Genomic DNA, 24,484 nt, shown 5'->3' on the forward strand with positions numbered 1-24,484 from the left:
GTCCCGGCCGTACGGCGCTTAGCCGGCGGCTGTGCCGGGTTCCCTAATCAGCCACTGATCCGCGTCGGTGCGGGGGACGTAATAGAAGCCGCCCTTCCTGCTGGCTGCGTTGGGCGGTGCGTCCTTGTGATAGTTCACCACGACGTCGTTGTCGGCGAGCTCGCGAAGCCAATCAGCGAGCAGCCGGTCTTCTTCCGGACTCAGTTTTCCGCCGCTCTTCTGCTTGGCGATGGCGCGGAAGCGGTCCATGACGGCGGTGGTCTTGTGCTCGTCCGCGATCTCCCAGGGCAGGACATCCTTGTACGTTGCCCGTTCCTTGGTGAAGCCGGCGCGGTCCAGGGCCCTCCAGACTGCAGCCTCAGTGACTCCGTACTGTTCGGCGATATCGATCAGGCGCAGGCCCTGTTTGCGGAGCTGGCGGAGGGTGGTGCTGTCGGGGAGCTTGCGTTCTGCGGGCAATGAATTTCCTTTGTTTCAGTGAACGTTGTTGCAAGATCTAAGTTAAACCTTCGGGGGCTTTGAAGGTCAAGTCGTAGATTTGACCGTATCGCCGTGTTGCTCCCCGGACGGAGGTTATCCCCGCAGGGTTTCCCGGGCCGCAGCAAGGACGTTGTCCAGATGGATGCCGCGAAGATGCAGAATTTCGCTGCCCGAGCCGGACTCCCCGAACCGGTCGATGGAAACCACCCGGCCGCCGCTGCCGGCCCACCGGTACCAGGCGTCTCCGCGTCCGGCTTCGACCGTCACCCGGGCTGTCAGCCGGGCCGGGAGGACATGTTCGCGGTAGTCCGGGTCCTGCTCGCTGAACCATTCAACGCAGGGCATGGACACAACGCGCGAAGAAATGCCTTCGCCTTCGAGGACCTGCGCGGCCTCGACGGCGAGGGAGACTTCGCTGCCCGTGGCGATGAACGCCAGATCCTCCCCGCCGCCGTTCTGCCAGCGAACATATCCGCCCCGGCCGGCGCCGTCGTCGGCCGCCAGCGCGAACGGCAGAACGGGAAGCTTCTGCCGGCTCAGGGCAAGTGCCACCGGCCGGTCCGCAGACGCGAGCATGCGTCTCCACACGGCGAGCACTTCCACGGAGTCTGCGGGCCGGACCACATCCAGCCCGGGGACGGCCCGCAGCGAGGCGAGCTGTTCCACGGGCTGGTGCGTCGGCCCGTCTTCGCCCACCGCCACGGAGTCATGGGAGAAAACGTAAATCACCCCCAGCCCCATCAGCGCCGCGAGGCGAATACTGGGACGCATGTAGTCGCTGAACACGAGGTAGGTGGAGCCAAAGGGCCGCCACGGTCCGTGCAGGGCAATGCCGCTCAGAGCCGCCGCCATGGCATGTTCCCGAACACCGAAGCGGATGAACTCACCGGACGGGTTCTGCGCGGAGAACGGTTCGCCGGGAACGGCCACGCTGGTGGAACCGCTCAGATCCGCCGAACCGCCCCAGAGAGCTGCAGTGGACCGCAGAGCCTGGAGAACCTCACCGTTGGTGGTGCGGGTGGCGATGAGGTCGCCTTGATTCCCCGCTGAAACTTCTGACAGCGCCGATGCATCGACTTCACCGGCGCGGAACCGGGTCCACCGCTCGGCGTCACCCGGGTGCTCCGCCGCCCACTGACCGTAGGCGCGTTCCCACTCGGAATACTGGTGGGCTCCGCGCTTAGCGGCCTTGCGGGTGTGCCGCAGTAACTCGTCGTCGACCAGGTCCTTGAGTCCGGCGTCGGGGGCGTACCCCAGTGCTTTCTTCACCTCCGCCACTTCCTCGGCTCCGAACCCGCCGGAGTGGGCGGCAGGCGTGCCGCCAAACTTGCGGGAGGGAGCACCGATAACCGTCTTCACGGCAACAAAGGTGGGCCGCCCGGTCCTCTCGGCGGCCTGTCGAAGCACGTCTTCAACGGCGTCGAGATCGGTGATGTCGTCAATTTCGAGAACCCGCCAGTTGTACGACGCGTAGCGGGCGCGGACATCTTCGGAGAACGTTTCGCTCGTGGGGGAGTCGATGGTCACGCCGTTGTCATCCCAGATCAGCACCAGGTTGTCCAGGCCCAGGGTGCCGGCGAGGCTCGAGGCTTCGGCGGATATGCCCTCCTGCAGGCATCCGTCACCGGCAAGCGTCCAAACGGTGTGGTCCAGAAGGTCGGAACCGGGAGTGAAGACCGCCTGTTCATGGCGTGCGGCCGCTGCCATGCCGACGGCGGAGGCCACGCCCTGCCCCAGCGGCCCGGTGCTCATTTCGACGCCGGGAGTGTGGTGAACCTCCGGGTGCCCCGGAGTCTTCGATCCCAGGGAACGTCCGGCGGCCAGATCGGCCAGCGTCAGCCCGTAGCCCGTAAAGAAAAGCTGGATGTACAGCAGGAGGCTCGCATGTCCTGCGGACAGGACAAAGCGGTCCCTGGCAGGCCAGTCCGGTTGTGCGGGACAGTGGCGCAGGACCCTGGAGAACAAGACATAGGACAACGGCGCCATCGCCATGGCGGTTCCGGCGTGCCCGTGTCCCTTTTCCTGCACCAAGTGAGCGGGAATGGCCCGGGCAGCTGCGACCGCCCTCTGATCCAGGGAAAAATCGGATCCGGACTGTTCAGGCAAGCGGTTCTCAGTCACACCGTCACTGTGGCGCCGCAGCCGGACATAAGTCAACGGGGCGCGGATCCCCCGGGTTTTTTGGGGGCGAAGGCCCACTTGTCCTGAGTTCCATGGACAACGCTTCGTCACGATGGCACGGTGAAGAACGATGCATGGATCAGGACCTCCCAGTTTCCTAAGGATTCACCGTGGCCATGAACCTCGAAAATTCACTGTTTTCCATCAACCTCAAGGCGCCCGCAGCCGACTGGCGGGACGCGATTCGCCTGGCGGGCGATGGACTTGTTGCGGCCGGAGTCACCACCGGGGACTACACCGATCAGATGATCGCAGCAGTTGAAGAACACGGTCCGTACATCGTCATTGCTCCCGGTATAGCCCTTGCCCACGCGCGGCCCTCCGAAGCTGTCCTGAAGGGCGGGCTGAGCTGGGTAAGCCTCAAGGACCCGGTCAACTTCGGCCACGCGAAGAATGACCCGGTGACCCTGGTGATAGGCCTGGCCGCCACGGATCACAACGCACACATTGAAGTTCTCAAGGCGCTCGCCGGGGTCCTTGCCAACAAGGAACTCCGCGGCAGGCTGGAAGCGGCGACCACGGAAACGGAAGTGCGGGACCTGCTGAAGAGTTTGGACACCAACTAATCGCTCTCGATGGAAAGGCACCCCATGAAAATAGTTGCCGTTTGCGGCATGGGCATTGGAACCTCGGTGCTGTTGAAGATGAACGCGGAACAGGTCCTGAGGGACCTGGGCGTGGAAGGTGATGTCGAAGCAGCCGACATCGGTGTTGCCAGGGGCGCAGCCCAGTCCGCGGACATCGTCCTGACGAGCGATGAGCTCGCAGGGGAGATCGGCGAGGTTCCGGCCAAAGTGATCATTATCGACAACTTCGTCGACATGGACGAGATCAAAGAGAAACTCTCAGCAGCCATCGAATAGCCGCGTTCCCTGCCACCTAAAAGGCGTTTGCTGCCACCCCAAAAAAAGGAGTGCCTACGATGGACTGGCTTGTCGTCATTTTGAATTTCATCGGGCAACAAATTCTCAACGTACCGGCCTACCTCATTGGCATCATCACCGCTATCGGCCTGATCGCACTGCGCCGCAACTCCGGCCAGGTGGTGGGTGGGGCGCTGAAAGCAGCCCTGGGCTTCCTGATCCTCGGTGCGGGAGCAACGGTGGTGACGAACTCCCTGGATCCCCTCGGCACGCTCATCCTCGCGGTAACCGGTGCGCAGGGCGTGATTCCCACCAACGAGGTGATCACGGCTATTGCCCAGGAGGACTTCGGTGCCCAGAGCGCCTATGTCCTGACGCTTGGTTTTTTGGTGATGCTGTTGCTTGCCCGGTTCACGCCGCTGAAGTACGTCTTCCTCACGGGACACCACATGGTTTTTATGGCCACCATGCTCACCGTGGTGCTGTCGGTCGGTCTGGGCGAAGACCTGAGCTGGCTGGTGGTGATCATCGGAGCGGTTCTCCTGGGCGTCGTCATGGTGGTGATGCCGGCCTTTGTCCATCCCTGGACCAAAAAAGTTACCGGTAATGACACCATCGCCATCGGACACTTCGGAACCCTCGGATACATAGCGGCCGGTGCCGCAGGCCAGGCGGTGGGCCGCCGCAGCAAATCGACCGAGGACATCAAATTCCCGCAGGGCCTACGTTTCCTCCGGGATTCCATGGTGGCAACCGCTCTGTCCATGGTCCTGATCTACCTCGTCTTTTCCATTTGGGGTTTGATAGCTCTTCCCCGTGACGAGGCACTGGCCATCTTTGACGTTGCCGATGCCGGAGCGTTCATCATGGCCGGTTTTGGTTTGGCACTTCAGTTCGGCGTGGGCGTAGCCATCATTCTTTATGGTGTGCGCACCGTTTTGGGGGAGCTGGTTCCAGCGTTCCAGGGAATCGCCAATAAGGTTGTCCCCGGTGCCAAGGCGGCCCTGGACATCCCCATTGTCTTTCCCTTCGGTCAGAACGCTGTATTGATCGGGTTCCTCAGTTCATTCGCGGGCGGTCTGGTTGCCCTCGGGCTCCTGGCTGTTTGGCTCAACCCGGTCTTTGGGCTCGCCCTGATTCTTCCCGGCATGGTGCCCCACTTCTTCACCGGAGGCGGCGCCGGCGTTTACGGCAACGCCACCGGCGGACGCCGCGGTGCGATGGCCGGCGGCTTCATCAACGGGGTCATCATCACGATCCTGCCCGCAATCCTGCTCCAGGTGCTCGGTGAATTCGGTTTCGCGAACAGCACCTTCGGCGATGCGGACTTCGGCTGGTTCGGAACCATCATTGGGCTCAGCCTCCGGACCGGGACAGCAGGCGGAATTGTTCTCACCGTCCTGATCGCGTTGGTGCTCGTGGTCGCTGCGAGCATCTACCAACGCAAGGTCGTGGATGCGGGCTGGGTTCCCGGGGCCAAACGCGACAAATGGCTTGAGGAAGAAAAGGCAGCCGAGAAAGCACGTGCCGATGCCGCCAAAGCTGCCGCCAAGGATGCTGCCGACAAAGAGAAGGACGTGTAGACAAGGCAGTACTGCGCTCCATAAAGACAGGCAGAAGAAATATCAGCAATAAGCGGCCGTTGGTTATGCAGAATCCGAACAGGATCTGCGTAGCCAACGGCCGCTTTGGTGCGTGGTGCCACTCTGGGCACAGGGGCCGCCACTGCCTATAGTCCCCTTGATGGGCCAGAGCGTGGCAAGGCGTCAATGTCAGGGGGGAAAATGAATTGGGTAGACGCGGCAGAAATCATGTCAGGACTGGGCACCATGGGGGCGTTGATATTTGTTGCGTTTCAAACGCTGTATTCAAACCGCGCGTTGGCGCAGGCCCGAGAGTTGATGGAACTGGAACGCGATCGGGATCAGCGCGAACAAATGGAAGGTGCGAAGAAGGCGGCAGAGGGGGTGGGGTCCTGGCCCGTAATCCTGCGCCGCGGCAGCGGAAAGGGGGAATGGGGTCTGGAAATCGTCAATCCGTCGTCAGCCCCCATTTACGAGGTCAAAGTTGTCCGTGCAGCGGGGCAGGCAGCCAGCGGAGCACTAGTGGAGGAAATTGCTGCGCGTGCAGCTGTGCTGGCACCCGGTCGCTATTTCGCCGGAGACGGGCCTTTTCTTGAATGGCTTCAGAGCGACGCCCAAACCGAACCGATTATGGGCGGGCGCCGGTACCGCGCGACTCTCACCTTCACGGACACCAACGGGAGGCAATGGATGAGGGATCCGGACGGACTGCTGACCGAAACCACCACCGGCTTGGACCCGCTGCCGCACCCGCTCGAGGACGCCGCAACACAGGCGAAATGAATAAGGTGCTGCACGCCCGTCATGCTTACGCTGGCCTTTCCGGACGTGAGGAGCACCAGCCATGAAACGCAGAATTCCCCAGTACAAAGAACTCCGAGACCTGGTCCAGTTCAGACCCTTTGATCTGGACCGGCGGCGGGCACGGCTGGCGAAAGCCACCAATGTCTGGGAACTGCGCGACATTGCGAAGCGGCGGATTCCCGCGGCAGCCTTCGACTACGTGGACGGCGGATCCTTCGGTGAGCACGCCCTGAACCGCAACCGCGCCGCGTTCGATGACGTCGAATTTGTTCCGCACGTGCTGCGCGATGTCACCAGCGTGGACCTGCGCACCAAGATCGCCGGCACGGAGTCGGCGCTGCCCGTGGGCATCGGGCCCACCGGCCTGACCCGGCTCATGCACACCGAAGGCGAGATCGGTGGAGCCCGGGCCGCGGCCGCGTTCGGTATTCCGTTTTCACTGTCCACCATGGGCACGGCCTCGATCGAGGAGCTCGCCGCTGAAGTGCCCGACGCCGCCAAATGGTTCCAGCTCTACCTCTGGAAGGACCGCGGCCGGTCCCGGGAACTGGTGAACCGTGCCGCCGCCGCCGGCTACGGCGCGCTGATCGTCACGGTGGACACCCCGGTGGCCGGCGCCCGGCTGCGGGACACCCGCAACGGCATGACCATGCCGCCCACCCTCACGCCCAAGACCGTCCTGGACGCGTCCTACCGGCCCGAGTGGTGGTTCAACTTCCTCACCACCAAACCGCTGGGTTTCGCGAACTTCGAGGGCGAGCGGGTCTCCCTGGCAGAGACCGTCAACACCATGTTTGAGCCCTCCCTGAACTTCGATGATCTGGGATGGCTGCGCGAGACCTGGCCCGGAAAACTGATCGTCAAGGGCATCCAGTCACCACAGGACGCGGTGGAATCCTTCGCCCGCGGCGCCGACGCCATTGTGGTGTCCAACCACGGCGGCCGGCAGCTGGACCGGGCCCCGGTGCCGCTGCGGATCCTGCCCGATATCCGCGCCGCCGTCGGGCCCGACGCCGAAATCATTCTGGACTCGGGCATCATGTCCGGCGGCGACATCGTGGCCGCGATCGCCGCCGGGGCTGACTTCACAATGATCGGCCGCGCCTATCTGTACGGGCTGATGGCCGGCGGCCGGCAGGGCGCCGAACGGACGCTGGAGCTCCTGCGCACCGAAATGACGACGGTGATGCAGCTGCTCGGCGTCACCAGTTTGGCCGAGCTGACGCCGGAGCATGTGCGCCGGGTCTAGGCGCCTTATTCCTTGACCGCCCCTTCGAGCATGCCCTTGATGAAGTGCCGCTGCAGGATGAAGTAGAGCACCACCACGGGCAGCGCCACCAGCACGGCACCGGCTGCCAGCAGGGCGGTGCCCTGCGTGTACTGGCCCTGGAAAAACGCCAGGCCCAGCGGAGCCGTGCGGAACGCGCCGGTGGGGGACATGACCAGGGGAATCAGGAATTCGTTCCAGGTCCACATGAACACCAGCACCACCATGGTGGTGATTGCCGGGCGGCCCATGGGCATCAGGATGGACCACAAAATGCGACCCGGGGAGGCGCCGTCCATCCGCGCCGCGTCCACGACCGCCGGGCTGACGCCGCGGAAATAGGTGCGCATCCAGTACGTCCCGAAGGCCACCGACTGCGCCACCTGCGGCATGGCCACCGCCCACACCGTATCCGTCAGGCCCAGCGCCCGCAGGTCGAAGAAGAGTGGAACCACTATGGCTTCGGCCGGCACCATGATGCCCAGCAGGAACAGGTAGAACAGGGCCTGGCTGCCGCGGAACGCCATGGTGCCGAAGGCGTAACCGGCCAGCACCGAGAGCACCACGGTCAGGGACACCACAATCACAGCCACCAGGACCGAGGTCCCCATGTACTGCCCGAAGCGGCCCTCTTCCCAGGCCGCCAGGAAGTTGCCGGGATGAAAGGCTCCCTCCCGGCCCGCCGCGGCATCCCGGGGGCCGAAGGCCTCCGCCAGGATGGTCAGCATGGGCGCCAGGACCAGCAGGGAAAAGACAATCAGGACGGCATAGTTGAGGAAGCGTTCAGTGCTGCTGACCTTCACGGGTTCCGCTCTCCGATCCGGTTCACAACCGCGGTAATGGCAAAAATCAGGACGGTCAGGGTGACGCCCACGGCGGCTGCGGATCCCACCTCGCCCAGCTCAAAGGCCCGCCGGTACACCTCATAGCTGGGCACCGTGGTGGAACTGCCCGGTCCGCCGCTGGTGGTCACGTAAATCAGGTCAAAGGTCTTGAGCGAAGCCACGATGGTCAGGGTCAGTGCCACGGTGATCTCGGCCCGCACCGACGGCACGATGATGGCGAAAAACTCCCGCACCGCTCCGGCGCCGTCCAGCCGGGCGGACTCAAACTGCTCCACCGGAATACGTGCCATTCCCGCCAGCAGCAGCACCGTCACCAAACCGGTGGACACCCAGGTCCCAATGAGCCCGACGGCGGGAAGCGAGAAGGTGTAGTCGCCCAGCCAGGGACGGGTCAGGGCCTCCAGCCCCACAAACCGCAGAAAGGTGTTCAGGGTGCCGTCGGGAGCGTAAATCTGCCGCCACGCCACGGCCACCACCACCATGGCAATGACCTGGGGCAGGAACACGATGGTGCGGAACACGGACAAACCGTGCACCTTTGCCCGGGTCAGGACCGCCGCGAGCACCAGGCCCAGGCAGACGGGCAGAACGGCGTAGAAGAAGATGAACACCAGTGCGTGGCCAAAGGCGGCGCGCAGCCGGTCGTCGGAGAAAATGTCCGTGTAATTCTCCAGGCCCACAAAGGTGGCCAGCGTCAGTCCGTCCCAGTCGAACAGGGACAGATGCGCCGCCCGGCCCAGCGGATAGAGCATGAACGCCGCGTAGACGAGGAACGCGGGCAGGATAAACAGGTACGGCACGTACCAGCGCCCGCCGCGGCCGGTCCGGGACTTGCCGCCCCGGCCGGCCGCCGCCGTCGTACTCTCAGCCCGCGTTAGTGAAGTCGGCATAATCCGTTTCCAGGGCCTGGGTGAATTCCTGCGGGGAAACCCTGCCGTCCAGCACGCCCTGGAGCGCCTCACCCATGGTGTCCGCCATGGTGGGGGTGGCGTAGTCCAGATAGGGGAGCAGCGCGCCGTCGGCGCTGACGGACCCGAACTCGGAATAGACGTCCTGCAGCACACCCGACTCCGGGGCGTACTTCTGCGTGTCAACGACGGGCAGGTTGCCCGTTTCGGCCAGGATGGCCATGGCCTCGTCGCTGGTGATGAAGTTGATGTATGCCGCGGCAAGGTCCGGGTTTTCGGATTCGCTGGTGACCGTGAACGGCAGCCCGGTGCCGCCGGTGGTCTTGGGCGCTTCACCGGCGGCATCGGCGGGGACAAAGAATCCGACGTCATCGCCCATGGCGTCCTGCAGGTCCGCGGCCAGCCACGAACCTCCCATGAGGAACACGCCGTCACCGGCGGAGAGTGACTGCCACGCGGCGTCGTAGTCGGTGCCGTTCACGCCGTCGTTGAAATAACCCTTGGACTGCCAGTCGGCCAGTTTCTGCGCGGCGGCCTCGTTTTCCGGCGTGGTCCAGGACGCGCCGGCATTGCCGAAGCCCAGTTTCTGCACGTCCTCCGTGGACACCATGGAGCCCTGCACCGGTCCGAACACGTGCAGCGCCGGCCACTTCTCAATGTTGCCCAGCAGCATCGGAGTCTCGCCGGCTTCCTTGGCGGTTTCCATCGCCGCTTCAAACCCTGCCCAGTCCTCGGGCACGTCCAGGCCCAGCTCTGCCAGTTTGGACTTGCTGTAGAAAACGCCCACCACTTCGCCCACCTGCGGCAGGCCGTACAGGCTGCCGCTGCCGAAGGTCTTGCCGTCCTCGCTGTACTTCGAATACTGCAGCACGCTCGCCGGGTAGCGGTCCTCCCAGCCGTATAACCCGGCCCAGGGATCAAGCGGCAGCAACTGCCCCGCGGCCACAAAGGCACCCATGGCGTTGCGGCCGTTGTTGGCCTCGACCACGTCCGGGGCGTCGTCACCGCTGAGCGCCAGCCGCAGCGTGGTGGCCAGATCGTCGAAGGACTGCGAATTCCGTTCAATGGTGATGTTGGGGTACTTGGCCATGAACGCCTCGTTGAGCTGGGTCATCTGCTCGTTCTGGCCGCCGCGCACCTCCTGGTCCCAGACCGTGAGGGTCTGCTCGCCCATGGCCGAGACATCGGTCTGGATGGTGGCGCTGGGGTCGCGTTCCTCGGGGGCGTCACTGCCCGATCCGGGAGTGCAGGCGGTGAGGGACAGGGCGGCGGCGGACAGGGCGGCAGTAAGCCCCATGCCCAGTCGGCGACGGCGGGAAGTAGTCATGGGATCTTCCTTACTGGACAGGCGGCTAACGATGAGCCGGGATACGGTGTTCATGAAAAGGCCTCCACCTCGGTGAGCAGGCCAAAGGTTGCCTCCGCCCGGCGGACGGCGTTTTGGGCTTTGTCGGTCAGGACCTCATCGAGGAAGCCGTAACGGCGGACGACGTCGGCGGCCTCCTCGCCGCGGGAAGCGCTGGCTTTGGCGGCTTTCCACCAGTCCACGATGTCGCCCCAGCCGGGAGCGGCAAGGGAACCGCCGAAGTGCTGTACGGCCAGGGCCGAACACAGCGAGGCGAAGAGCAGCCGCTGGCGCAGCGGCCACTGGTCCAGGGTGCCCACCACCATGGCGGCAGCGAACACGTCACCGGCACCGGTGGGATCCAGGGCGTTGACGCGCAGGCCCGGCACGGAGGCGGTTTCACCGGTGGAGGCATCGGAGGCAATGGCCCCGGCGGCGCCCTTGGTGACGACGGCGAGCGGGACCTGGTCGGAGAGCTTCCCCAGGGCATCCTCTGCGGAGTCCGTGCGGGTGTACGCCATGGCCTCAATGTCATTGGGCAGGAAGGCATGGCACAGGTGCAGATCCGCAAGCACGGCCGGGTCCCACGCCCCCGAGGGATCCCAGCCCACGTCCGCGAAGACCAGGGTTTCGCCCGTGCCGTAGTCCTTCCACCAGGGCTCCTGCCCGTCCGGCCGGACCAGTTCGCCAAAGACGGCGCGGGCGGGCGGGGGGACACCGATCAGCTCCCGTTGCGTCACGGGGATGGGATGGCCGTGGGTCACCATGCTCCGGTCGCCCTGCCAGGAGAGTGACACGGTGACGGCGGAGTGCCAGCCGCGGAACGTGCGGGAACGGCCGAGGTTGATCTTTTCCTGCTCGGCCAGCAGCGTCCAGGCCCACGCACCGTAGGCGTCGTCACCGAATCCTGCCGCCAAACCGGTGTCCAGTCCCAGCCGGGAGGCGGCCACGGCAAGGTTGGCAATGCCGCCGGGGAGCGAGCCCATGCCGTCCGCCCACACCTCGGTTCCGGGCCTGGGGGCGGCGGGGAGTCCGGTAAAGACGATGTCGAAGAACAAGGACCCGGTGAGGAACAGGTCCAGTTGCGCTTCGGAGCTGCCGGCAGTTGTCACCCGGTTCCTCTTCCTTGTCCGTGTCCGCAGTCCTGCGCCGGCATCTGTGGCGGCTGGGCTGCAGGAGGATGCTGTGACTGATGTTGCATTGCCCTTGGGACGCTAACACGCACAATTGTGCAGAACAAGCACGAATAAAGTGCTTGAAGCTGGCTGATTTTGACTGTTAGGGTCACTTGCATGCTCACTGACAGCAGGCGGTCCGCCATTCTGCACCGGGTGCGGGAGGCCGGAAGCGCTTCGGTGGCGGACCTTGCCCGGCTGGTGGACGCCAGTGAATCCACCATCCGGCGGGACCTGAACACTCTTCACGGGCAGGGCCTGCTGCGCCGGGTCCGCGGCGGAGGCACCGGCGTCGAGCACCCCGGCGCAGAAGCCCTCCCGGAACCCGACGCGGTGCCCTTCGACGAGGTGGCTGCGCATTCCTCCTCCACCAAACAGCGGATCGCCGTCCGCGCCGCGCAGCTGGTGGGCGACGGCGATGTCGTCGTCCTGGACATTGGAACCACCACCGCCCTGATCGCCCGCGAACTCCGCGGCCGCCCGGTCACCGTGATCACCGCCAGTGTTGCCGTTCTGGATGAACTGCGCGGTGATCCGGCCACCGAACTGATCCTGCTCGGCGGAGTGCTGCGCCGTTCCTACCATTCGCTGGTGGGAACACTGACCGAAGAAGCACTGCACCGGCTGCGCGCCACCATCTGCTTCCTGGGCACGTCCGGAGTGCAGCCGGACGGCACCGTCATGGACACCACCGGCACTGAGGTGCCGGTCAAACGGGCCATTCTCGGTACGGCTCCGCGTGTTGTGCTGGTGGCTGATGAAACCAAATTCCCCGGGACCGGCGTCCTGCCGGTCTGTGCCGCGGCAGCCGTCTCCACGGTGGTCACTGCGGCTTCCTCCCACCAGCCCACCCTGGACGTGTTCCGGCGGGCAGGAAGTGACGTCATCACCGTATGAAACTGACCCTGATTGGCGGCGGAGGCTTCCGCGTGCCGCAGATTTTCGACGCCCTCGCTGCCGAGGATGCCTCGGCCCGCGTCACCGAGCTGTGCCTTTATGACACGGCGCCTGAACGGCTGGAGGTCATGCGTGCCGTCCTGGCGCAGCTGGCCGGAAGCGCCCCGCGTCCGCCCCGGATCACTGTGGAAACCGACCTGGATGCCGCACTGCGCGGAGCGGCCTTCATCTTTTCTGCGATGCGGGTGGGCGGCGCTGCCGGTCGCATCACGGACGAGCGGGTGGCCCTGGACCTGGGCGTTCTGGGCCAGGAAACGGTGGGCCCCGGCGGGCTGGCGTATGCCCTGCGCACCCTGCCCGCCGCCCGGAGGCTGGCCGAACGCGCCGCGGTGCTGGCCCCGGACGCCTGGGTCATCAACTTCACCAATCCCGCGGGCATGGTCACCGAGGCCATGCGGGCATCCCTGGGGGACCGGGTGATCGGCATCTGCGATACTCCGATCGGGCTGATGCGCCGTGCCGTGCACGCCGTGGGGTCCACCCCCGACGCGGTGGACTTTGACTACGTGGGCCTGAACCATCTCGGTTGGCTGCGCCGGATCTCGGTGGCGGGCGAGGACCTGCTCCCGGCCCTGCTGGCTAATGACGCGGCGCTGGGACAGATGGAAGAGGCCCGGCTGATGGGCTTGGACTGGGTGCGCGCCCTGGGTGCGGTGCCCAACGAGTACCTCTATTACTACTACTTCCAGCGTGAAGCCACCGAGCGCATCCGCACCTCCGCCGAAACCCGCGGCGAGTTCCTGGAACGGCAGCAGACAGGCTTTTACCGGCAGGCACATCTGCACCCTGACAGTGCCCTGGAACTGTGGGAGCGCACCAAGCATGAACGGGAGGCCAGCTACATGGCCGAAAGCCGCCCGGAGGAGGAGCGCAACGGCCGGCAGGAGAGCGACGTCGACGGCGGCGGATACCAGGGCGTGGCCCTGGACCTCATGGGCGGATTGACCAAGGGCCGGGCGGCAACAATGATCCTGAACGTCGCCAACCGGGGCACCGTGGCGGAACTGCCGGACGACGCCGTGATCGAGGTGGTGTGCGACGTGGACGCGGCAGGGGTTGCGGCACGCAAAGTGGCGCCGGTCCGGGGAGACATGCTCGGGCTGCTTCAGCAGGTCAAGGCCGCGGAACAGCTGACCCTTTCCGCCTCACTGCACCGCGATCCCGTGCTCGCCTGGCGGGCGCTCGCCGCACACCCGCTGGTGGATTCGGTCACCGTGGCCCGCAAACTGCTGGACACGTACCGGCAGGCCATACCGGGGGTGGCTGCAGCGTTTGACTGATGTGGCGCAACGCAGGCGGTGGCCTCTGCCCTAGAATCGAGTGATGGCTCAAACCCAGCAGATCCCTGCCACCGGCGTGTCCACCGTGGCCCGCATCGTCACCGAAACCACGGCACCTGCCGTACTGGTGGGGATTCTTCTGCTGCTGCAGCCCCTGCTCAGCCCCGGGGTGACCTGGCTGCAGGGCATCGTGGCGGCAGGTTTCACCGTTGGCCTGCCCTTCCTCGGGATCCTCTGGCTGAAGCGGCGCGGTGCCGTGACCGACCACCATGTGGGAGTGCGTTCCCAGCGGGCACCGATCCTGGCCGCGTCCGCGGTGTCCATCGGCATCGGTGCGCTGGTCCTGGTTCTCCTGAACGCCCCGGCAGTGCTCTTCGGCGAAATCGGCGGAGTGTTTATCGGGCTGATGCTGTGCATGGCGGCAAATCTGGTGTGGAAGCTGTCCGTCCACTCCGCTGTGGCCGCCTATGTTGGCCTAACGCTGTTGGCGCCCATCCCGGTCTTCGGACCCGCGCTGGCCCTGATGCTGGCATCGGCAACGGGGTGGTCCCGGGTGAAGCTCGGGGACCACACGCCCACGCAGGTGCTCGCGGGGCATCTGGCCGGCTGCGTGGCCTTCGCCGCCGCACTTCTGCTGCCCTGACGGTAACTTTTCCGGTTGTGAAACATCGGTTTTGGGATAAAGTCCTAACATCCAGTCTCTTCACAGGCGCGCATCACCGTGTGAAACAACGATGGGGAATTAATGGCAGTGCGTTTTAGGAAGTCCGACGGCGGGGAACGGACGGCCTCGAAAGCAGCGGTCGCGGCCCTGAACCTGGGCGGACACGTAACGTTCGATGAATTACTGGAAGTGGTCACGGAAGCCCACGGAAAGCCCATTGAACTGCGCGACATTGACCATTCAATCATTCCCGCCGTCACGGGGCTCTGGATTGAGAAGGACAAAAAGTCCATCATCCTGCTGCCCGCCGGCGACAACCGGCTGCACCGCACCCACGCCGCGTGCCACGAGTTTGGACACATTCTCCTGCGCCACCAGGGGTGCGGCGGGGTGGAGACGGCCATGCCGTCCGTCTTCCAGCACGTTGGCAGCCGCAAGGGCATCAAGCGGATGCTGGCCCGGTCCCTGGACTGGAACGAGACCGAGCGGGCCGCCGAGCACGTTGCCTACCTTCTGTCGCTGGCGCTGCTGCCCAACGGAAGCGAAAGCCCCAGCGACTTTGAGCGGACGTTCATGTGACGCTCCTGCAAATCCTTCCGATCATCGTTCTCTGGGTGATGGTCGCAATCCGGCTGCTGGGCCTGTGTTTCGGCTGGCGCCCGGGCATCCTGCCAGCGGTTTTCCTGGTGGCACTGGGCGCAACCCTGAACATCGACCCGGTGTACCTGGCGGTGGACCGGCTCCTGGGCGGCTGGAACCTGCTCAACCTCATGGTCCACCTGCTCATGGGACTGGGCATGACGGAGCTGAGTCGGCTGCTGCTGCGGGTTACCGGCCGTTCGAACCACGTGAAAGTGCTCATCAGCGTGGGGATTGTCCTTGCCTTGGCGCAGATCGTGCTCCTGGTTGTCTCGGACACCGAAGGATCCGCGGCCAGTTTCACGGACACCTTCGGTGACATCCCGACCGTGGCTTTATACCAGGCCAGCTTCTTTGCCTGGTTTGGCATCATCACCGGGTACACAGGCGTGGAAACCCTGCGCCGCAACCGGCGGGGAGAGTCACGGCCCTTCCGGATCGGTTTCGACATCCTCTGTGCCGGGTGCATGGCCGGTGTGCTGGCGGCAGGCATGAAAATGATCCAGATCGGCCTGGAGATCGGCGGCGGCGACAGATACAACAATGGACTGATCACCGGATACCACGTTCTGCTCGCTCTCATGACCGTGGGATTTGCGGTGGGCTTCATCCTTCCGTCCTACGAACGCATTCGGCAAACCTTCCGGGCACGGACCGACCGCGAAAGGGACCTTGCCGCGCTGCGGCCCATTATGAGTCGTCTGGTGCAGACACCCGAAGGCCGCCGGTCCATGGGAGCCGCCAACATTGTCCTCGACGCCCGCGCGTCCAAGGCCCAGCTGTACCGCTGGTTCATTTTCATAGGCGATATCCGGGTTTTGGATCCCGGGCTGCTGTCGCCGCAGGAAATCCGAGTCATTGATGAGATAGGCAGAAGAATTGAGCACAACAGTCCATCGGCGCAGCGTCCGGCTGCCCCTCGCCGCTAGCTGCTCCAAAATACTGCCGCCGGCTCTGGTGCTGACCGTTCTGGTGCTCCTGGCAGGGATGAAGGCAGGGCTGGGGACGGGCGGGGTGTTCCTGCTGGTTTCCGGCATCGTCGGCATTCCCGGCGCTATTTACAAAGGCACCAAGCCCGTGTTCCGGCGCCGCGGCCTGCCGGACAGCTGGCGGACCAACATCGTGGCGGTCCTGATGCTTCTCGGCACCCTTATCTGCTGGGCTATTCCTCTGAAGGCGCCGATTCCGCTGACCGTGGGGGCCTTGCTTCTCGGCAATGTAGGACTGGTGTTCTTCCGCCGCTGGCTCGACGTGTCAGCCCATGTGTCGGTCATGACCTTCGCCGTTCTGTGGATTACGGCACTGTTCGGGGGAGCCTGGGCATGGCTGTTGATACTATCGCCGTTGATGATGTTTAGCCGGGTTGTACTGCGCGAACACACCCGGAGTGAGGCGTTGTCAGGCGCAGCACTGGGAGTGGCAACTTTCTGCTGTTTTCTCGTAGCAATGACTTGGAGCTGAACTAAGTGGACGATTTTGGTCTTTCCCCGGAACGAGCCGCCGGCATCCGACGAGCCGAGACGCTCGCCAGAAAGATCAACCTCCTCTTGGACGTCATCATGTCCGACTCGGGAAAGCCGTATGACTACCCGGCCATCAGGGACGGCGCCCAGAAAGAGGGCTACTACCTTTCCCGTACCCGGTGGTCCCTGCTGAAGTCCGGAAAGGAGCAGGTTGTTCCGGACGAGGCGCTGCGCGCCATTGCCGCGGTCTTTGACGTGGACCCCGAATACCTGCTGCAGGAAGGCGGAAAGCTGCCCGAGAGGGTGGAGGCCGAGCTGGAATTGCTCCGCAGTATGCGCCGCGCCGAGGTCCGCAACTTCGCCGCCCGCGCCCTGGGCCCCGTTGACCCGGAGGCGCTGAGGGCCATCGCCAAAATCCTGGACGAGGACGAGGACGAGTAGTCCGCAAAATTTCCCCAAAAAAACTTTGACCGCACGGGGGTCCGCTGTTATCGTTCAATCATGTTTCACACATGTGTGAGACTTGTTTGAACCATATAGCTGCAGGCGGGGACGGCGGTCGACCGGGGGGTCACCTTCGTCCACGCCTGGGCTTATGGCGGCATCCGAGCTAAAGGCTTGGTGGACCACTAATAGTGGAACATCTGCTGCCTGTGGGGGGTCAGTGTGATGTTGCATGCGAAGCCAGCGGATTTCATCCGCTGGCTTCGCTGCGTTCTGGGCCTAATTCACGCCTGACCTCGCCCGCGGCGCGCCGCCGCCCGTCGTCGTCGTTCGGTGATGGGGTAGTAGAATTCATAAAGTGAAACTCAATTCCTTTTCCCATCTGATGGCACCGGGCACCATCGGTCCGATGGAAGCCCACAACCGCATCGTTCTGCCCGCAATGGATATGAACGTCTCCGAGCACGGCGAGATTGAACAGGCTGAGATTGACCACTATGTGGCACGGGCTGCCGGTGGCGCCGGCCTGATCATCACCGGCGCGTGTGCAATTGCCTTCCCCCATGGCGCGGCTTCCATGAAGGAACCGGGTCTGTCGGATGACAAGTACATTCCCGGGCTCAAAGCGCTGGCCGACGCCGTCCACGCTGCGGGCAGCAAGCTGTGCATCCAGTCCACCCACCACGGCAAGGTAGCCCGCGTGGACGTGGCCAATGACCGTCCGGTGCTCGCCCCGAACCAGCCGGGCTACAGCTATGACATGTCCGCACTGGCGGACAGCACCCCCACGGAACTCGGCAAGATGGGTGCCGCCACGGCCGGCAAGAAGATCATCTACCGTGACATGACCGCCGAGGACATTTCCTGGCTGGTCTCCACCTGGGCCGATGCCGCCGAGCGCATTGCCAAGGCCGGAGCCGACGCCATCGAGATCCACGCAGCCCACGGCTACATCCTCGGCGTGTTCCTGAACCAGCGCGACAACAAGCGCACGGACGAATACGGCGGATCGCTGGCCAACCGTGCCCGTCTGGCATGCGAAGTCATCAGCGCCGTGAAGGAACGCGTCGGCAATAAGCTGGCCATCCTGGTCCGCGTTGCCGGCGAGGAATACGGCCAGGAGGGCGGCCTGACCCTGCCGGAGGCCATTGAGGCCTCGAAGCTGTTTGAGCAGGCCGGCGCGGATGCCATCCACGTCACCGGCTGGGGGCGGAACCCGTTCGACAACTTCACCGACGGTCCGCTGCCCAACAAGGTGGGCGCCTACCTGGAGAACGCCGCGGAGATCAAGAAGCACGTCAAGGTGCCGGTCATCGCCGTCGGCCGGATGCTGCCGAAGGTCGCCGAGAAGGCGCTGGCCGCCGGGCAGATCGACTTCGCCGCCATGGGACGCCAGCTGCTGGCCGACCCCGAGCTGCCGAACAAGATCCGTGACGGCAAGTTCGATCAGGTTCGTCCCTGCATCAACTGCTACCTCTGCGTCGCCGAGAACTTCTTTGACGACACTCCCTTCTGCGCGGTCAATCCCGCCCTGGGCAACGAGGCGCTGCTGCCGCTCAAGCCCGCTTCGCTGACCAAGCACGTCGTCGTCGTCGGCGCCGGGCCCGCGGGCCTGGAAACCGCACGGGTCCTGACCGAACGCGGCCACCGCGTCACCATCGTTGACAAGGCTGACCGGCTGGGCGGCACCATGTGGTTTTCCACCATGACCACGCCGGATAACGAACGCCTGCTGCGCTGGTTCAAGTCCGAAATCAAGCGGCTGAACATTGCGGTCAAACTGAACACTCCGGCCACCGTGGACACCATCCGCGCCCTGCACCCGGACCACGTCATTGTGGCGACCGGCGCCGTCCGCCCCAAGCCTGACTTCCCGGGCGGCGACCTGCCGAACGTGCAGACTGGTGACACGCTGCGCGCCATGATGCTCGGTACAGCCACGGCGGAGGAAGCCGGCGCGGTGCTCAGTACTCTGGGTAAGCTTGGCCGCCTTTCCGGCGTGACCAAGAGCCCCGAGTTTGTCCGCCAGTTCACCAAGTTCTGGCTGCCCATGGGCAAGGACGTCGTTGTTATCGGCGGGTCCCTGGTGGGCCTGGAGCTGGCAGAATTCCTGGCCGAGCGGGGCCGCAGCGTGACGCTGCTGCACGAAACGCAGCAGCTTGGCCTGCCGCTGGCCATGCCGCGCCGCTGGACCGCTGTGAAGGATGCCAAGGACCACGGCGTCAAGATCCACCGCAACGTGAAGATCACCCGCATCACGGAGAAGACCGTGGAGTGGACCGAGGGGGAGCAGAGCTTCAGCGCACCCGCCTCCATGGTGGTCTACGCGGACGGCACGACGTCGGCGGCCCCGCTCGCGGACGAGCTGCGTGCGGTGGACATCAGCTGCGACGTCGTTGGCGACGCCGGCGCAGTCAATTACATCCACGGCGCCATCCACTCCTCGTGGAAGGTCAGCACCGAGCTCTAACGGGTTCCGTAGACAGAAGGGCTGGGCGCTTTCGTTCTTTTCGAACGAGGCGCCCAGCCTTCTGCCTGACTGAGGATAACCGCTCAATGCCTGCCCGGTTCCGGGTTCCCGGGGCGCGCTTAGAGATCGTTGATCCACGCACCCCTGTCTGAGAAGAACGAGAAGACGGGTTCGTAAAGGACAACGAATTGTCCTGTTTCAGCAGGGTCATTGAAGCAGACGTCTCCGGTGGCAGTTCCTCCTGGCGCCACCTCGCCGCTGGACAACGAGTTGTCACTTCCCACTACTGTCGAATTCCGAATAGTCCCCGACGGCGACTGCAGCTTCCAATCAAAGATGTTGAAGTCGATAGTTTCATCTGAATTGTTCTGAAGAGTTGCCGTTGTGCACAACGTCGGCCGCAACGTCGAATCGCCGTCGGTAAGCGGTGTAGAGGTGACAGTGACGTCGCCCAAAACCAAGGCTTCACCGGCCAGCCCGACCACATCGGCGTTTTCGGCTCCCGGGAAGGCCGGCGCCTCGGACGTCTGTCCTTGACCTGAAGTTGGGGTGGGCGTGGCGGTTGAGGTATCCGCAGGGGCGGGGGTTGCGGTAACCGTGACGGGAGCGGTGACCGGGGATAAAGGAGTGTCCACTTCCTCGTCCACTGCGTTGAACAGTGCGCTCCATAAAACAGTGGCAATTATGGCTGCCACCAGCGCCACCGCGGAGACAACCACGGCAGCAACGGACAGGGCCTGGGCGGAACCCCTTCGGCGGACAATAACCAGCGAAGCGATGGAGAGCCCCAGACCCACCAAGGCCAAGAGCAGCGACACGAAGTTAATCAGCGGGAGCCAAAACAGCACCAGTGCAATGATTCCCAGGATCAGGCCTGCCAGTGCGAGGCCCCTGCCATCGTTGGATTCCAGTCCCTGCGGTCCTTGCGGCGGAGACGGATATCCCTGGCCATAGTCGTGAATCGGATCATTCGGCTGCATTCCCATAATTTGCCCTCCTGGAAGGTGGCCACCGAGGTCAGTTCTTAGCACCTGCGGGGCGGGCGGCACGGTTCTAACGGACCGGGCTGCCCGCCCTTTTGTGTCTGTTTGGAGCATCAGGAGACCTGATGAGCGGCGCCTGGAACTTGTTCATTGCTAGAGGCTATTGATCCACGCACCTCGGTCTGAGAAGAAGGAGAAGACGGGTTCGTAGAGAACGACATATTGTCCGGTTTCAGCAGCATCATTCTCGAAGCAGACGTCTCCGGTAGCAGTCCCTCCCGGGGCCACCTTGCCGCTGGACAACAAGTTGTCACTTCCCATTACCGTCGAATCCCTGATGGTCCCTGACGGCGACTGCAGCTTCCAGTCAAAGATGTTGAAACTGATGGTCTCGTCGGAAGTGTTCTGAAGAGTTGCCGTTGTGCACAACGTCGGCTCCAACGTCGAATCCCCGTCGGTAAGCGGTGTAGAGGTGACAGTGACGTCGCCCAGCACCAGGGCTTCACCGGCCTGCCCGACCACATCGCCGTCTTCGGCTCCCGGGAAGGCTGGTGCCTCGGATGTTTGTTCGGTGCCGCCTGAGCCTCCCGAACCTGAAGTGTCGTTCTCAGCGTTGTTGTCTCCTCCGCCTGACGAAGTGGCTATGGCAATGATGATGATCAAAACGATGAGGATGAGGGGAAGGATGAAGCGCTTCTTTTTGTACCAGGGGCGGCGTGCCTTTTCATAAGCTTTCGCGGCTTTGGCCTGTGCGCGTGCGTCGCGGGGGTCCAGGGGCGGCGGGTTCTCGGACATGATGCCTCCTTGATTCTTGTGCCGACACCCTCAGGATGAGGGGCCGCAAAGCCCTGAGAACCCCAGTTTGGGACAACGAGCGGAATACACCGGGAAGCTTTGGTAGCGCAGCTAACGCCCCGGTATACTCTCGGCCCTATTTGAGAGCCAATGTTGCGCTGCCGGTATGCAGATCGTCATGAAAGCTGTGTCAGCGCCCACGCAGCGTCTCTTCTTCGCCTATGGATAACCTTCTGTACCGGTAGTGATCCGAGGCGCCTTCATCGGGACAGAGGGGGCTGGGACGGGCGGACGCCTTGCCGGCGCGCCCCCGTCCTCCTACCGTTGAATGACCGGATAAAAGACCCACGGCTGTGCAGGGGCCGGTGGTCGCCTGTGCTCCCGCAGTGTGTCCGAACCGATGCGAGGCAACTATGGGAACCCACCCGAACGATCCAATGCCTGACTACGGGCAGGGATACCGGTCTCCACCGCAGGAACCGCAATCCAACGACGTTAAGGTCCTCGCTCTGGCAGGCCTGATCCTGGGAACCGTTGCACTGGTGCTGCTTTGGATCCCGCTGGTTAATTACGTGTCGCTGGTCCTGGCCCTGGTCGGCCTGGGGCTCTCCATAGCTTCACTGGTCATCGTCCGGCGAAGGGCTACTGCCACAGGTTTGCCCATTGCGGCGGTGATTGTCTCCGCGGTGGCCTTGGTTGCAGCGATCGTTGCCACTGTTTTCTGGGGCGCGTTATTCAACTCGGTGGACGGGGCCATCGACAATCCCCTGGTCCCGGTCACTGTTACCCCCACCGCCACCGCAACTTCTCCATCAGCCAGGGCCACGCCAACTTCGGCTGCCACGCCGGGATCTGCACCGGTTGTCCCGCCACCGGCTGCCCCATCTTCGGCTGCCACGCCTGGATCTGCGCCGGCCGTCCCGCCACCGGCTGCCCCATCTTCGGCTGCCACGCCTGGATCTGCACCGGCTGTCCCAAACACCGAGGTTCTACCGCTGGGCGCTGACGCCGAGGTGGGGGAGTACACCGTGACGGTTTCCAGCGTCCAGCTCGATGCGACGGACGCAATCCTCGGATTCAATCGATTCAATGATCCGCCCGAAGGCCAGTATGTGCTCATCACACTTGACGTCGTCTACACCGGAACCGAGGAAGGTAACCCCTGGATCGACCTGACCACCAAGTTTGTTGGGTCGGACAGCCGGCAGTACGGCGAATCTACGTGCATGGCCTCGCTCGACCTCCCAGCCTTTGACGTGCCAACTCTGGAAAACGGGGGCACAGGTCAGTTCGAAGTCTGCATGGATGTTCCTGCGGCGGCTATCCCGGGAAAACGGGTATTGGTCGAGGACAACACCAGCTTCGCAGGGACGGAGGCGAGCTGGCAGACGCAGTGACTACCCGTCTCAGCCCGTGCAAGCATCGCAGCGAGCGAAGCTAAACCTCCACCGAGGAAAACCCCACCGGCGGCCCGTATGGCGGGAGGTCACGGACAACGAGGTCACGAGTGGCAGTCCGACGCCGGCAGACGGGTAACGAAGGGTTATCGCCTGCTGCCCGGCGTGCCCGCCGTCCTAGACTGGCGTCACGCCGAGCCAGAAAGCAGCCATGAAACGCCGAATTCCCCAGTACTCTGAACTCCGCGACCGAGTTCAGTTCAAGGCCTTCGATTTGGACCGCCGGCGCGCACGCCTGGCGAAAGCCACCAACGTCTGGGAACTGCGGGATATTGCCAAGCGCCCCGACGGCGGCGTTCGACAATTCGGTATCCCGCTTAGTGGGACCTGACCACCCATTGCGGCCGTTCATCCTAGTCTTGCCTCACTTCTAGCTGGTTTGACCCATCTAACCGGAGGCACACATGACAGAACCTGCAGCGGATGAACAGTACGACGTCGTTGTCGTCGGTGTCGGAGCCGCCGGCGCTGCGGCCGCCCTCAACGCTCGGGAGCATGGTGCTCGAGTTTTGGTAATCGAGAAATGCCCGCAGGAGATCGCGGGCGGCAACACCCGAGTGTCTGGTGGCGGCTGGTTTAGGAATAACAGCCCGGAACAGGCAGAAGTCTTCCTGCGTTCGCTCAACGGTTCCCGCACGGTCGCGGCAGATGTGGTGAAAACGTGGGCGGCTGAGACTGCGAAGAACTCGGACTGGCTGCGCGGACTCGGTGCCACAGTCCGCCAGACGGGAAATTATCATACCGAGCCGGAGTTCTTGGAGCTCGACGGATCTGATTGCTATGCCGGAATGGACACCATCAATGGCGAGATGGGTCAGTCGCTGCTGTACGAGTTCCTCTTGGCTGCGCTGACCGACCGCGGCGTAGAAATTCGTTTTGACACCGGGGCCGAGGACCTCATCGTTGAGGAGGGTGTCGTCTGCGGCGTGCGGGTGAATGGTCCCGCAGGCCCGGCGTTAATTCGGGCCAGCGGCGGTGTTGTGCTGGCCACCGGTGGTTTCGCCGGCAACCCGGCGATGGTCCAGGACTTCCTTCCGCTGGAGGACTATGTGCTGTGGGGTTCGCCGAACAACACAGGCGATGGGCACCGTATGGCTCAGAGCGTCGGTGCTGACCTATGGCATATGGACAACATGATGAGCATTACAGGGATCAACGTCGGCAAAAAGACCGGGATTTACTTGGCACTTTGGGGCGGAAACAATTATGTGTTTGTAGCTCCGGACGGGCGAAGGTTTATCGATGAAACGGCAGCCAATCGACATGGGCATGTGAAGCGCAATGGACATGAGGAACTGTTTCCTCTCAGTCCGTTCTATTTGGTGTTTGACGAGTCGATGCGCTCTGCTGGGCCCTTGAGCCCGTCTAAGGACACACTCCCAGTCGGATGGAATCTGTTGATGGAGAAGCAGGAGTGGTCCGGGGACAATTCCTTGGAGGTTGCCAACGGCCTGATCCAGCGCGCACAGACCCTCCGCGAGCTGGCAGAAATTATGGGGGTTGATTCAGACACACTGGAGAGGACGATCAAAAACTACAACGCCAGCTGCGAAGAAGGCCGTGACGATCACTTCGGCCGGCCCGCGGACACTCTTGCACCTGTAGCCCAGGCGCCCTTTTACGCGCTGCGGGTTGTTCCCTTGCTTGGCTGGAGCGACGGAGGGCCGCGGCGAGATGGCCAGGCGCGGGTGTTGAATCCTCGCGGTGAGGTCATCGAGGGCCTGTATGTTGCAGGTGAGGCCAGCGCCACGTATAGCTGGACGAAGGACGGCGGATTTCACATCGCTGACGCACTGGCGTTTGGCCGGGTGGCCGGTGCCCACGCCGCGGGACGGGCAGCCGGCTAAAGGCACGGACGGTGGAGCAGCCGGCGCCCGTCTT

24 protein-coding genes are annotated in these 24,484 nt (G+C 63.8%); 16 read left to right on the top strand and 8 right to left on the bottom strand.

Annotation, left to right across the window (positions count from 1 at the left end):
- Positions 1-18: 18 nt before the first annotated feature.
- Both CXR00_RS12980 and CXR00_RS12985 read right to left on the bottom strand, forming a co-directional pair.
- Positions 19-459 carry a hypothetical protein gene (locus CXR00_RS12980; protein WP_104054991.1) on the bottom strand — a complete coding sequence of 147 codons (441 nt, stop codon included), beginning with the start codon at positions 457-459 and terminating at the stop codon, positions 19-21.
- A gap of 114 nt (positions 460-573) precedes the next feature.
- Entirely contained in the window at positions 574-2,601 is a 2,028-nt protein-coding gene (locus tag CXR00_RS12985; protein ID WP_258060449.1) for a transketolase, read from the bottom strand.
- Between the two features lie 176 nt (positions 2,602-2,777).
- Here CXR00_RS12985 and CXR00_RS12990 point away from each other — a divergent pair, with 176 nt between their 5' ends.
- The 5 genes from CXR00_RS12990 to CXR00_RS13010 all read left to right on the top strand — a co-directional run bounded on the left by CXR00_RS12990 (position 2,778) and on the right by CXR00_RS13010 (position 7,160).
- Entirely contained in the window at positions 2,778-3,227 is a 450-nt protein-coding gene (locus CXR00_RS12990; RefSeq protein WP_104054992.1) for a PTS sugar transporter subunit IIA, read from the top strand.
- A gap of 24 nt (positions 3,228-3,251) precedes the next feature.
- Entirely contained in the window at positions 3,252-3,524 is a 273-nt protein-coding gene (locus tag CXR00_RS12995; protein WP_104054993.1) for a PTS sugar transporter subunit IIB, read from the top strand.
- Between the two features lie 59 nt (positions 3,525-3,583).
- A complete protein-coding gene (locus CXR00_RS13000; RefSeq protein WP_104054994.1) occupies positions 3,584-5,107 on the top strand; it encodes a PTS ascorbate transporter subunit IIC in 1,524 nt (507 codons plus the stop codon).
- Positions 5,108-5,308: 201 nt separating this feature from the next.
- Positions 5,309-5,890 (top strand): hypothetical protein, encoded by a 582-nt coding sequence (locus CXR00_RS13005; protein ID WP_104054995.1) that lies wholly within the window; start codon positions 5,309-5,311, stop codon positions 5,888-5,890.
- A gap of 61 nt (positions 5,891-5,951) precedes the next feature.
- Positions 5,952-7,160 carry an alpha-hydroxy acid oxidase gene (locus tag CXR00_RS13010; RefSeq protein WP_104054996.1) on the top strand — a complete coding sequence of 403 codons (1,209 nt, stop codon included), beginning with the start codon at positions 5,952-5,954 and terminating at the stop codon, positions 7,158-7,160.
- Positions 7,161-7,165: 5 nt separating this feature from the next.
- On the opposite strand, the gene CXR00_RS13015 is transcribed toward CXR00_RS13010, so the two are convergent.
- The 4 genes from CXR00_RS13015 to CXR00_RS13030 are packed head-to-tail and all read right to left on the bottom strand — an operon-like array spanning position 7,166 to position 11,388.
- A complete protein-coding gene (locus tag CXR00_RS13015) occupies positions 7,166-7,981 on the bottom strand; it encodes a carbohydrate ABC transporter permease (RefSeq protein WP_104054997.1) in 816 nt (271 codons plus the stop codon).
- Positions 7,978-8,913 (bottom strand): carbohydrate ABC transporter permease, encoded by a 936-nt coding sequence (locus tag CXR00_RS13020; RefSeq protein ID WP_104054998.1) that lies wholly within the window; start codon positions 8,911-8,913, stop codon positions 7,978-7,980. Before CXR00_RS13020 ends, CXR00_RS13015 begins: the two co-directional genes overlap by 4 nt.
- The gene (locus CXR00_RS13025) at positions 8,888-10,258 is read right to left on the bottom strand and encodes an ABC transporter substrate-binding protein (protein WP_219816018.1); all 1,371 of its coding nucleotides are present in this window, start codon (positions 10,256-10,258) and stop codon (positions 8,888-8,890) included. The genes CXR00_RS13020 and CXR00_RS13025 overlap by 26 nt, the downstream gene beginning before the upstream one ends.
- A gap of 50 nt (positions 10,259-10,308) precedes the next feature.
- Complete coding sequence (locus CXR00_RS13030; RefSeq protein ID WP_104054999.1) at positions 10,309-11,388, bottom strand: PfkB family carbohydrate kinase; 1,080 nt, start codon at positions 11,386-11,388, stop codon at positions 10,309-10,311.
- Positions 11,389-11,568: 180 nt separating this feature from the next.
- Here CXR00_RS13030 and CXR00_RS13035 point away from each other — a divergent pair, with 180 nt between their 5' ends.
- The 8 genes from CXR00_RS13035 to CXR00_RS13070 all read left to right on the top strand — a co-directional run bounded on the left by CXR00_RS13035 (position 11,569) and on the right by CXR00_RS13070 (position 19,368).
- Complete coding sequence (locus CXR00_RS13035; RefSeq protein WP_104055000.1) at positions 11,569-12,348, top strand: DeoR/GlpR family DNA-binding transcription regulator; 780 nt, start codon at positions 11,569-11,571, stop codon at positions 12,346-12,348.
- Positions 12,345-13,688: a 6-phospho-beta-glucosidase gene (locus tag CXR00_RS13040; RefSeq protein ID WP_104055001.1), complete on the top strand. Its 1,344-nt coding sequence runs from the start codon at positions 12,345-12,347 to the stop codon at positions 13,686-13,688. The genes CXR00_RS13035 and CXR00_RS13040 overlap by 4 nt, the downstream gene beginning before the upstream one ends.
- A gap of 43 nt (positions 13,689-13,731) precedes the next feature.
- Positions 13,732-14,331: a phosphoesterase PA-phosphatase gene (locus tag CXR00_RS13045; protein ID WP_104055002.1), complete on the top strand. Its 600-nt coding sequence runs from the start codon at positions 13,732-13,734 to the stop codon at positions 14,329-14,331.
- Positions 14,332-14,433: 102 nt separating this feature from the next.
- Positions 14,434-14,931, top strand: a complete 498-nt coding sequence (locus CXR00_RS13050; protein ID WP_104055003.1) for a hypothetical protein — start codon at positions 14,434-14,436, stop codon at positions 14,929-14,931.
- Positions 14,928-15,920 carry a hypothetical protein gene (locus CXR00_RS13055; protein WP_104055004.1) on the top strand — a complete coding sequence of 331 codons (993 nt, stop codon included), beginning with the start codon at positions 14,928-14,930 and terminating at the stop codon, positions 15,918-15,920. Before CXR00_RS13050 ends, CXR00_RS13055 begins: the two co-directional genes overlap by 4 nt.
- Positions 15,871-16,452 carry a hypothetical protein gene (locus tag CXR00_RS13060; RefSeq protein WP_146068504.1) on the top strand — a complete coding sequence of 194 codons (582 nt, stop codon included), beginning with the start codon at positions 15,871-15,873 and terminating at the stop codon, positions 16,450-16,452. The genes CXR00_RS13055 and CXR00_RS13060 overlap by 50 nt, the downstream gene beginning before the upstream one ends.
- A gap of 5 nt (positions 16,453-16,457) precedes the next feature.
- Positions 16,458-16,895: a hypothetical protein gene (locus CXR00_RS18615; protein ID WP_258060454.1), complete on the top strand. Its 438-nt coding sequence runs from the start codon at positions 16,458-16,460 to the stop codon at positions 16,893-16,895.
- 361 nt (positions 16,896-17,256) lie between these two features.
- A complete protein-coding gene (locus tag CXR00_RS13070; protein ID WP_219816019.1) occupies positions 17,257-19,368 on the top strand; it encodes an FAD-dependent oxidoreductase in 2,112 nt (703 codons plus the stop codon).
- Between the two features lie 119 nt (positions 19,369-19,487).
- On the opposite strand, the gene CXR00_RS13075 is transcribed toward CXR00_RS13070, so the two are convergent.
- Positions 19,488-20,354 (bottom strand): DUF4352 domain-containing protein, encoded by an 867-nt coding sequence (locus CXR00_RS13075; RefSeq protein WP_181032558.1) that lies wholly within the window; start codon positions 20,352-20,354, stop codon positions 19,488-19,490.
- Positions 20,355-20,504: 150 nt separating this feature from the next.
- Positions 20,505-21,146: a DUF4352 domain-containing protein gene (locus CXR00_RS13080; RefSeq protein WP_104055007.1), complete on the bottom strand. Its 642-nt coding sequence runs from the start codon at positions 21,144-21,146 to the stop codon at positions 20,505-20,507.
- Between the two features lie 413 nt (positions 21,147-21,559).
- Here CXR00_RS13080 and CXR00_RS18070 point away from each other — a divergent pair, with 413 nt between their 5' ends.
- From CXR00_RS18070 to CXR00_RS13105, 3 genes are all read left to right on the top strand, one after another.
- A complete protein-coding gene (locus tag CXR00_RS18070) occupies positions 21,560-22,543 on the top strand; it encodes a hypothetical protein (protein ID WP_146068505.1) in 984 nt (327 codons plus the stop codon).
- Between the two features lie 211 nt (positions 22,544-22,754).
- On the top strand, positions 22,755-22,934 hold the full coding sequence (locus tag CXR00_RS13100; RefSeq protein WP_104055011.1) for a hypothetical protein: 180 nt from the start codon (positions 22,755-22,757) through the stop codon (positions 22,932-22,934).
- Positions 22,935-23,007: 73 nt separating this feature from the next.
- Positions 23,008-24,450, top strand: a complete 1,443-nt coding sequence (locus CXR00_RS13105) for an FAD-dependent oxidoreductase (RefSeq protein ID WP_104055012.1) — start codon at positions 23,008-23,010, stop codon at positions 24,448-24,450.
- The last annotated feature ends 34 nt before the right edge of the window (positions 24,451-24,484 follow it).

The organism is Arthrobacter sp. 9E16, assembly GCF_002929435.1.
Taxonomy (GTDB): domain Bacteria; phylum Actinomycetota; class Actinomycetes; order Actinomycetales; family Micrococcaceae; genus Arthrobacter_B; species Arthrobacter_B sunyaminii.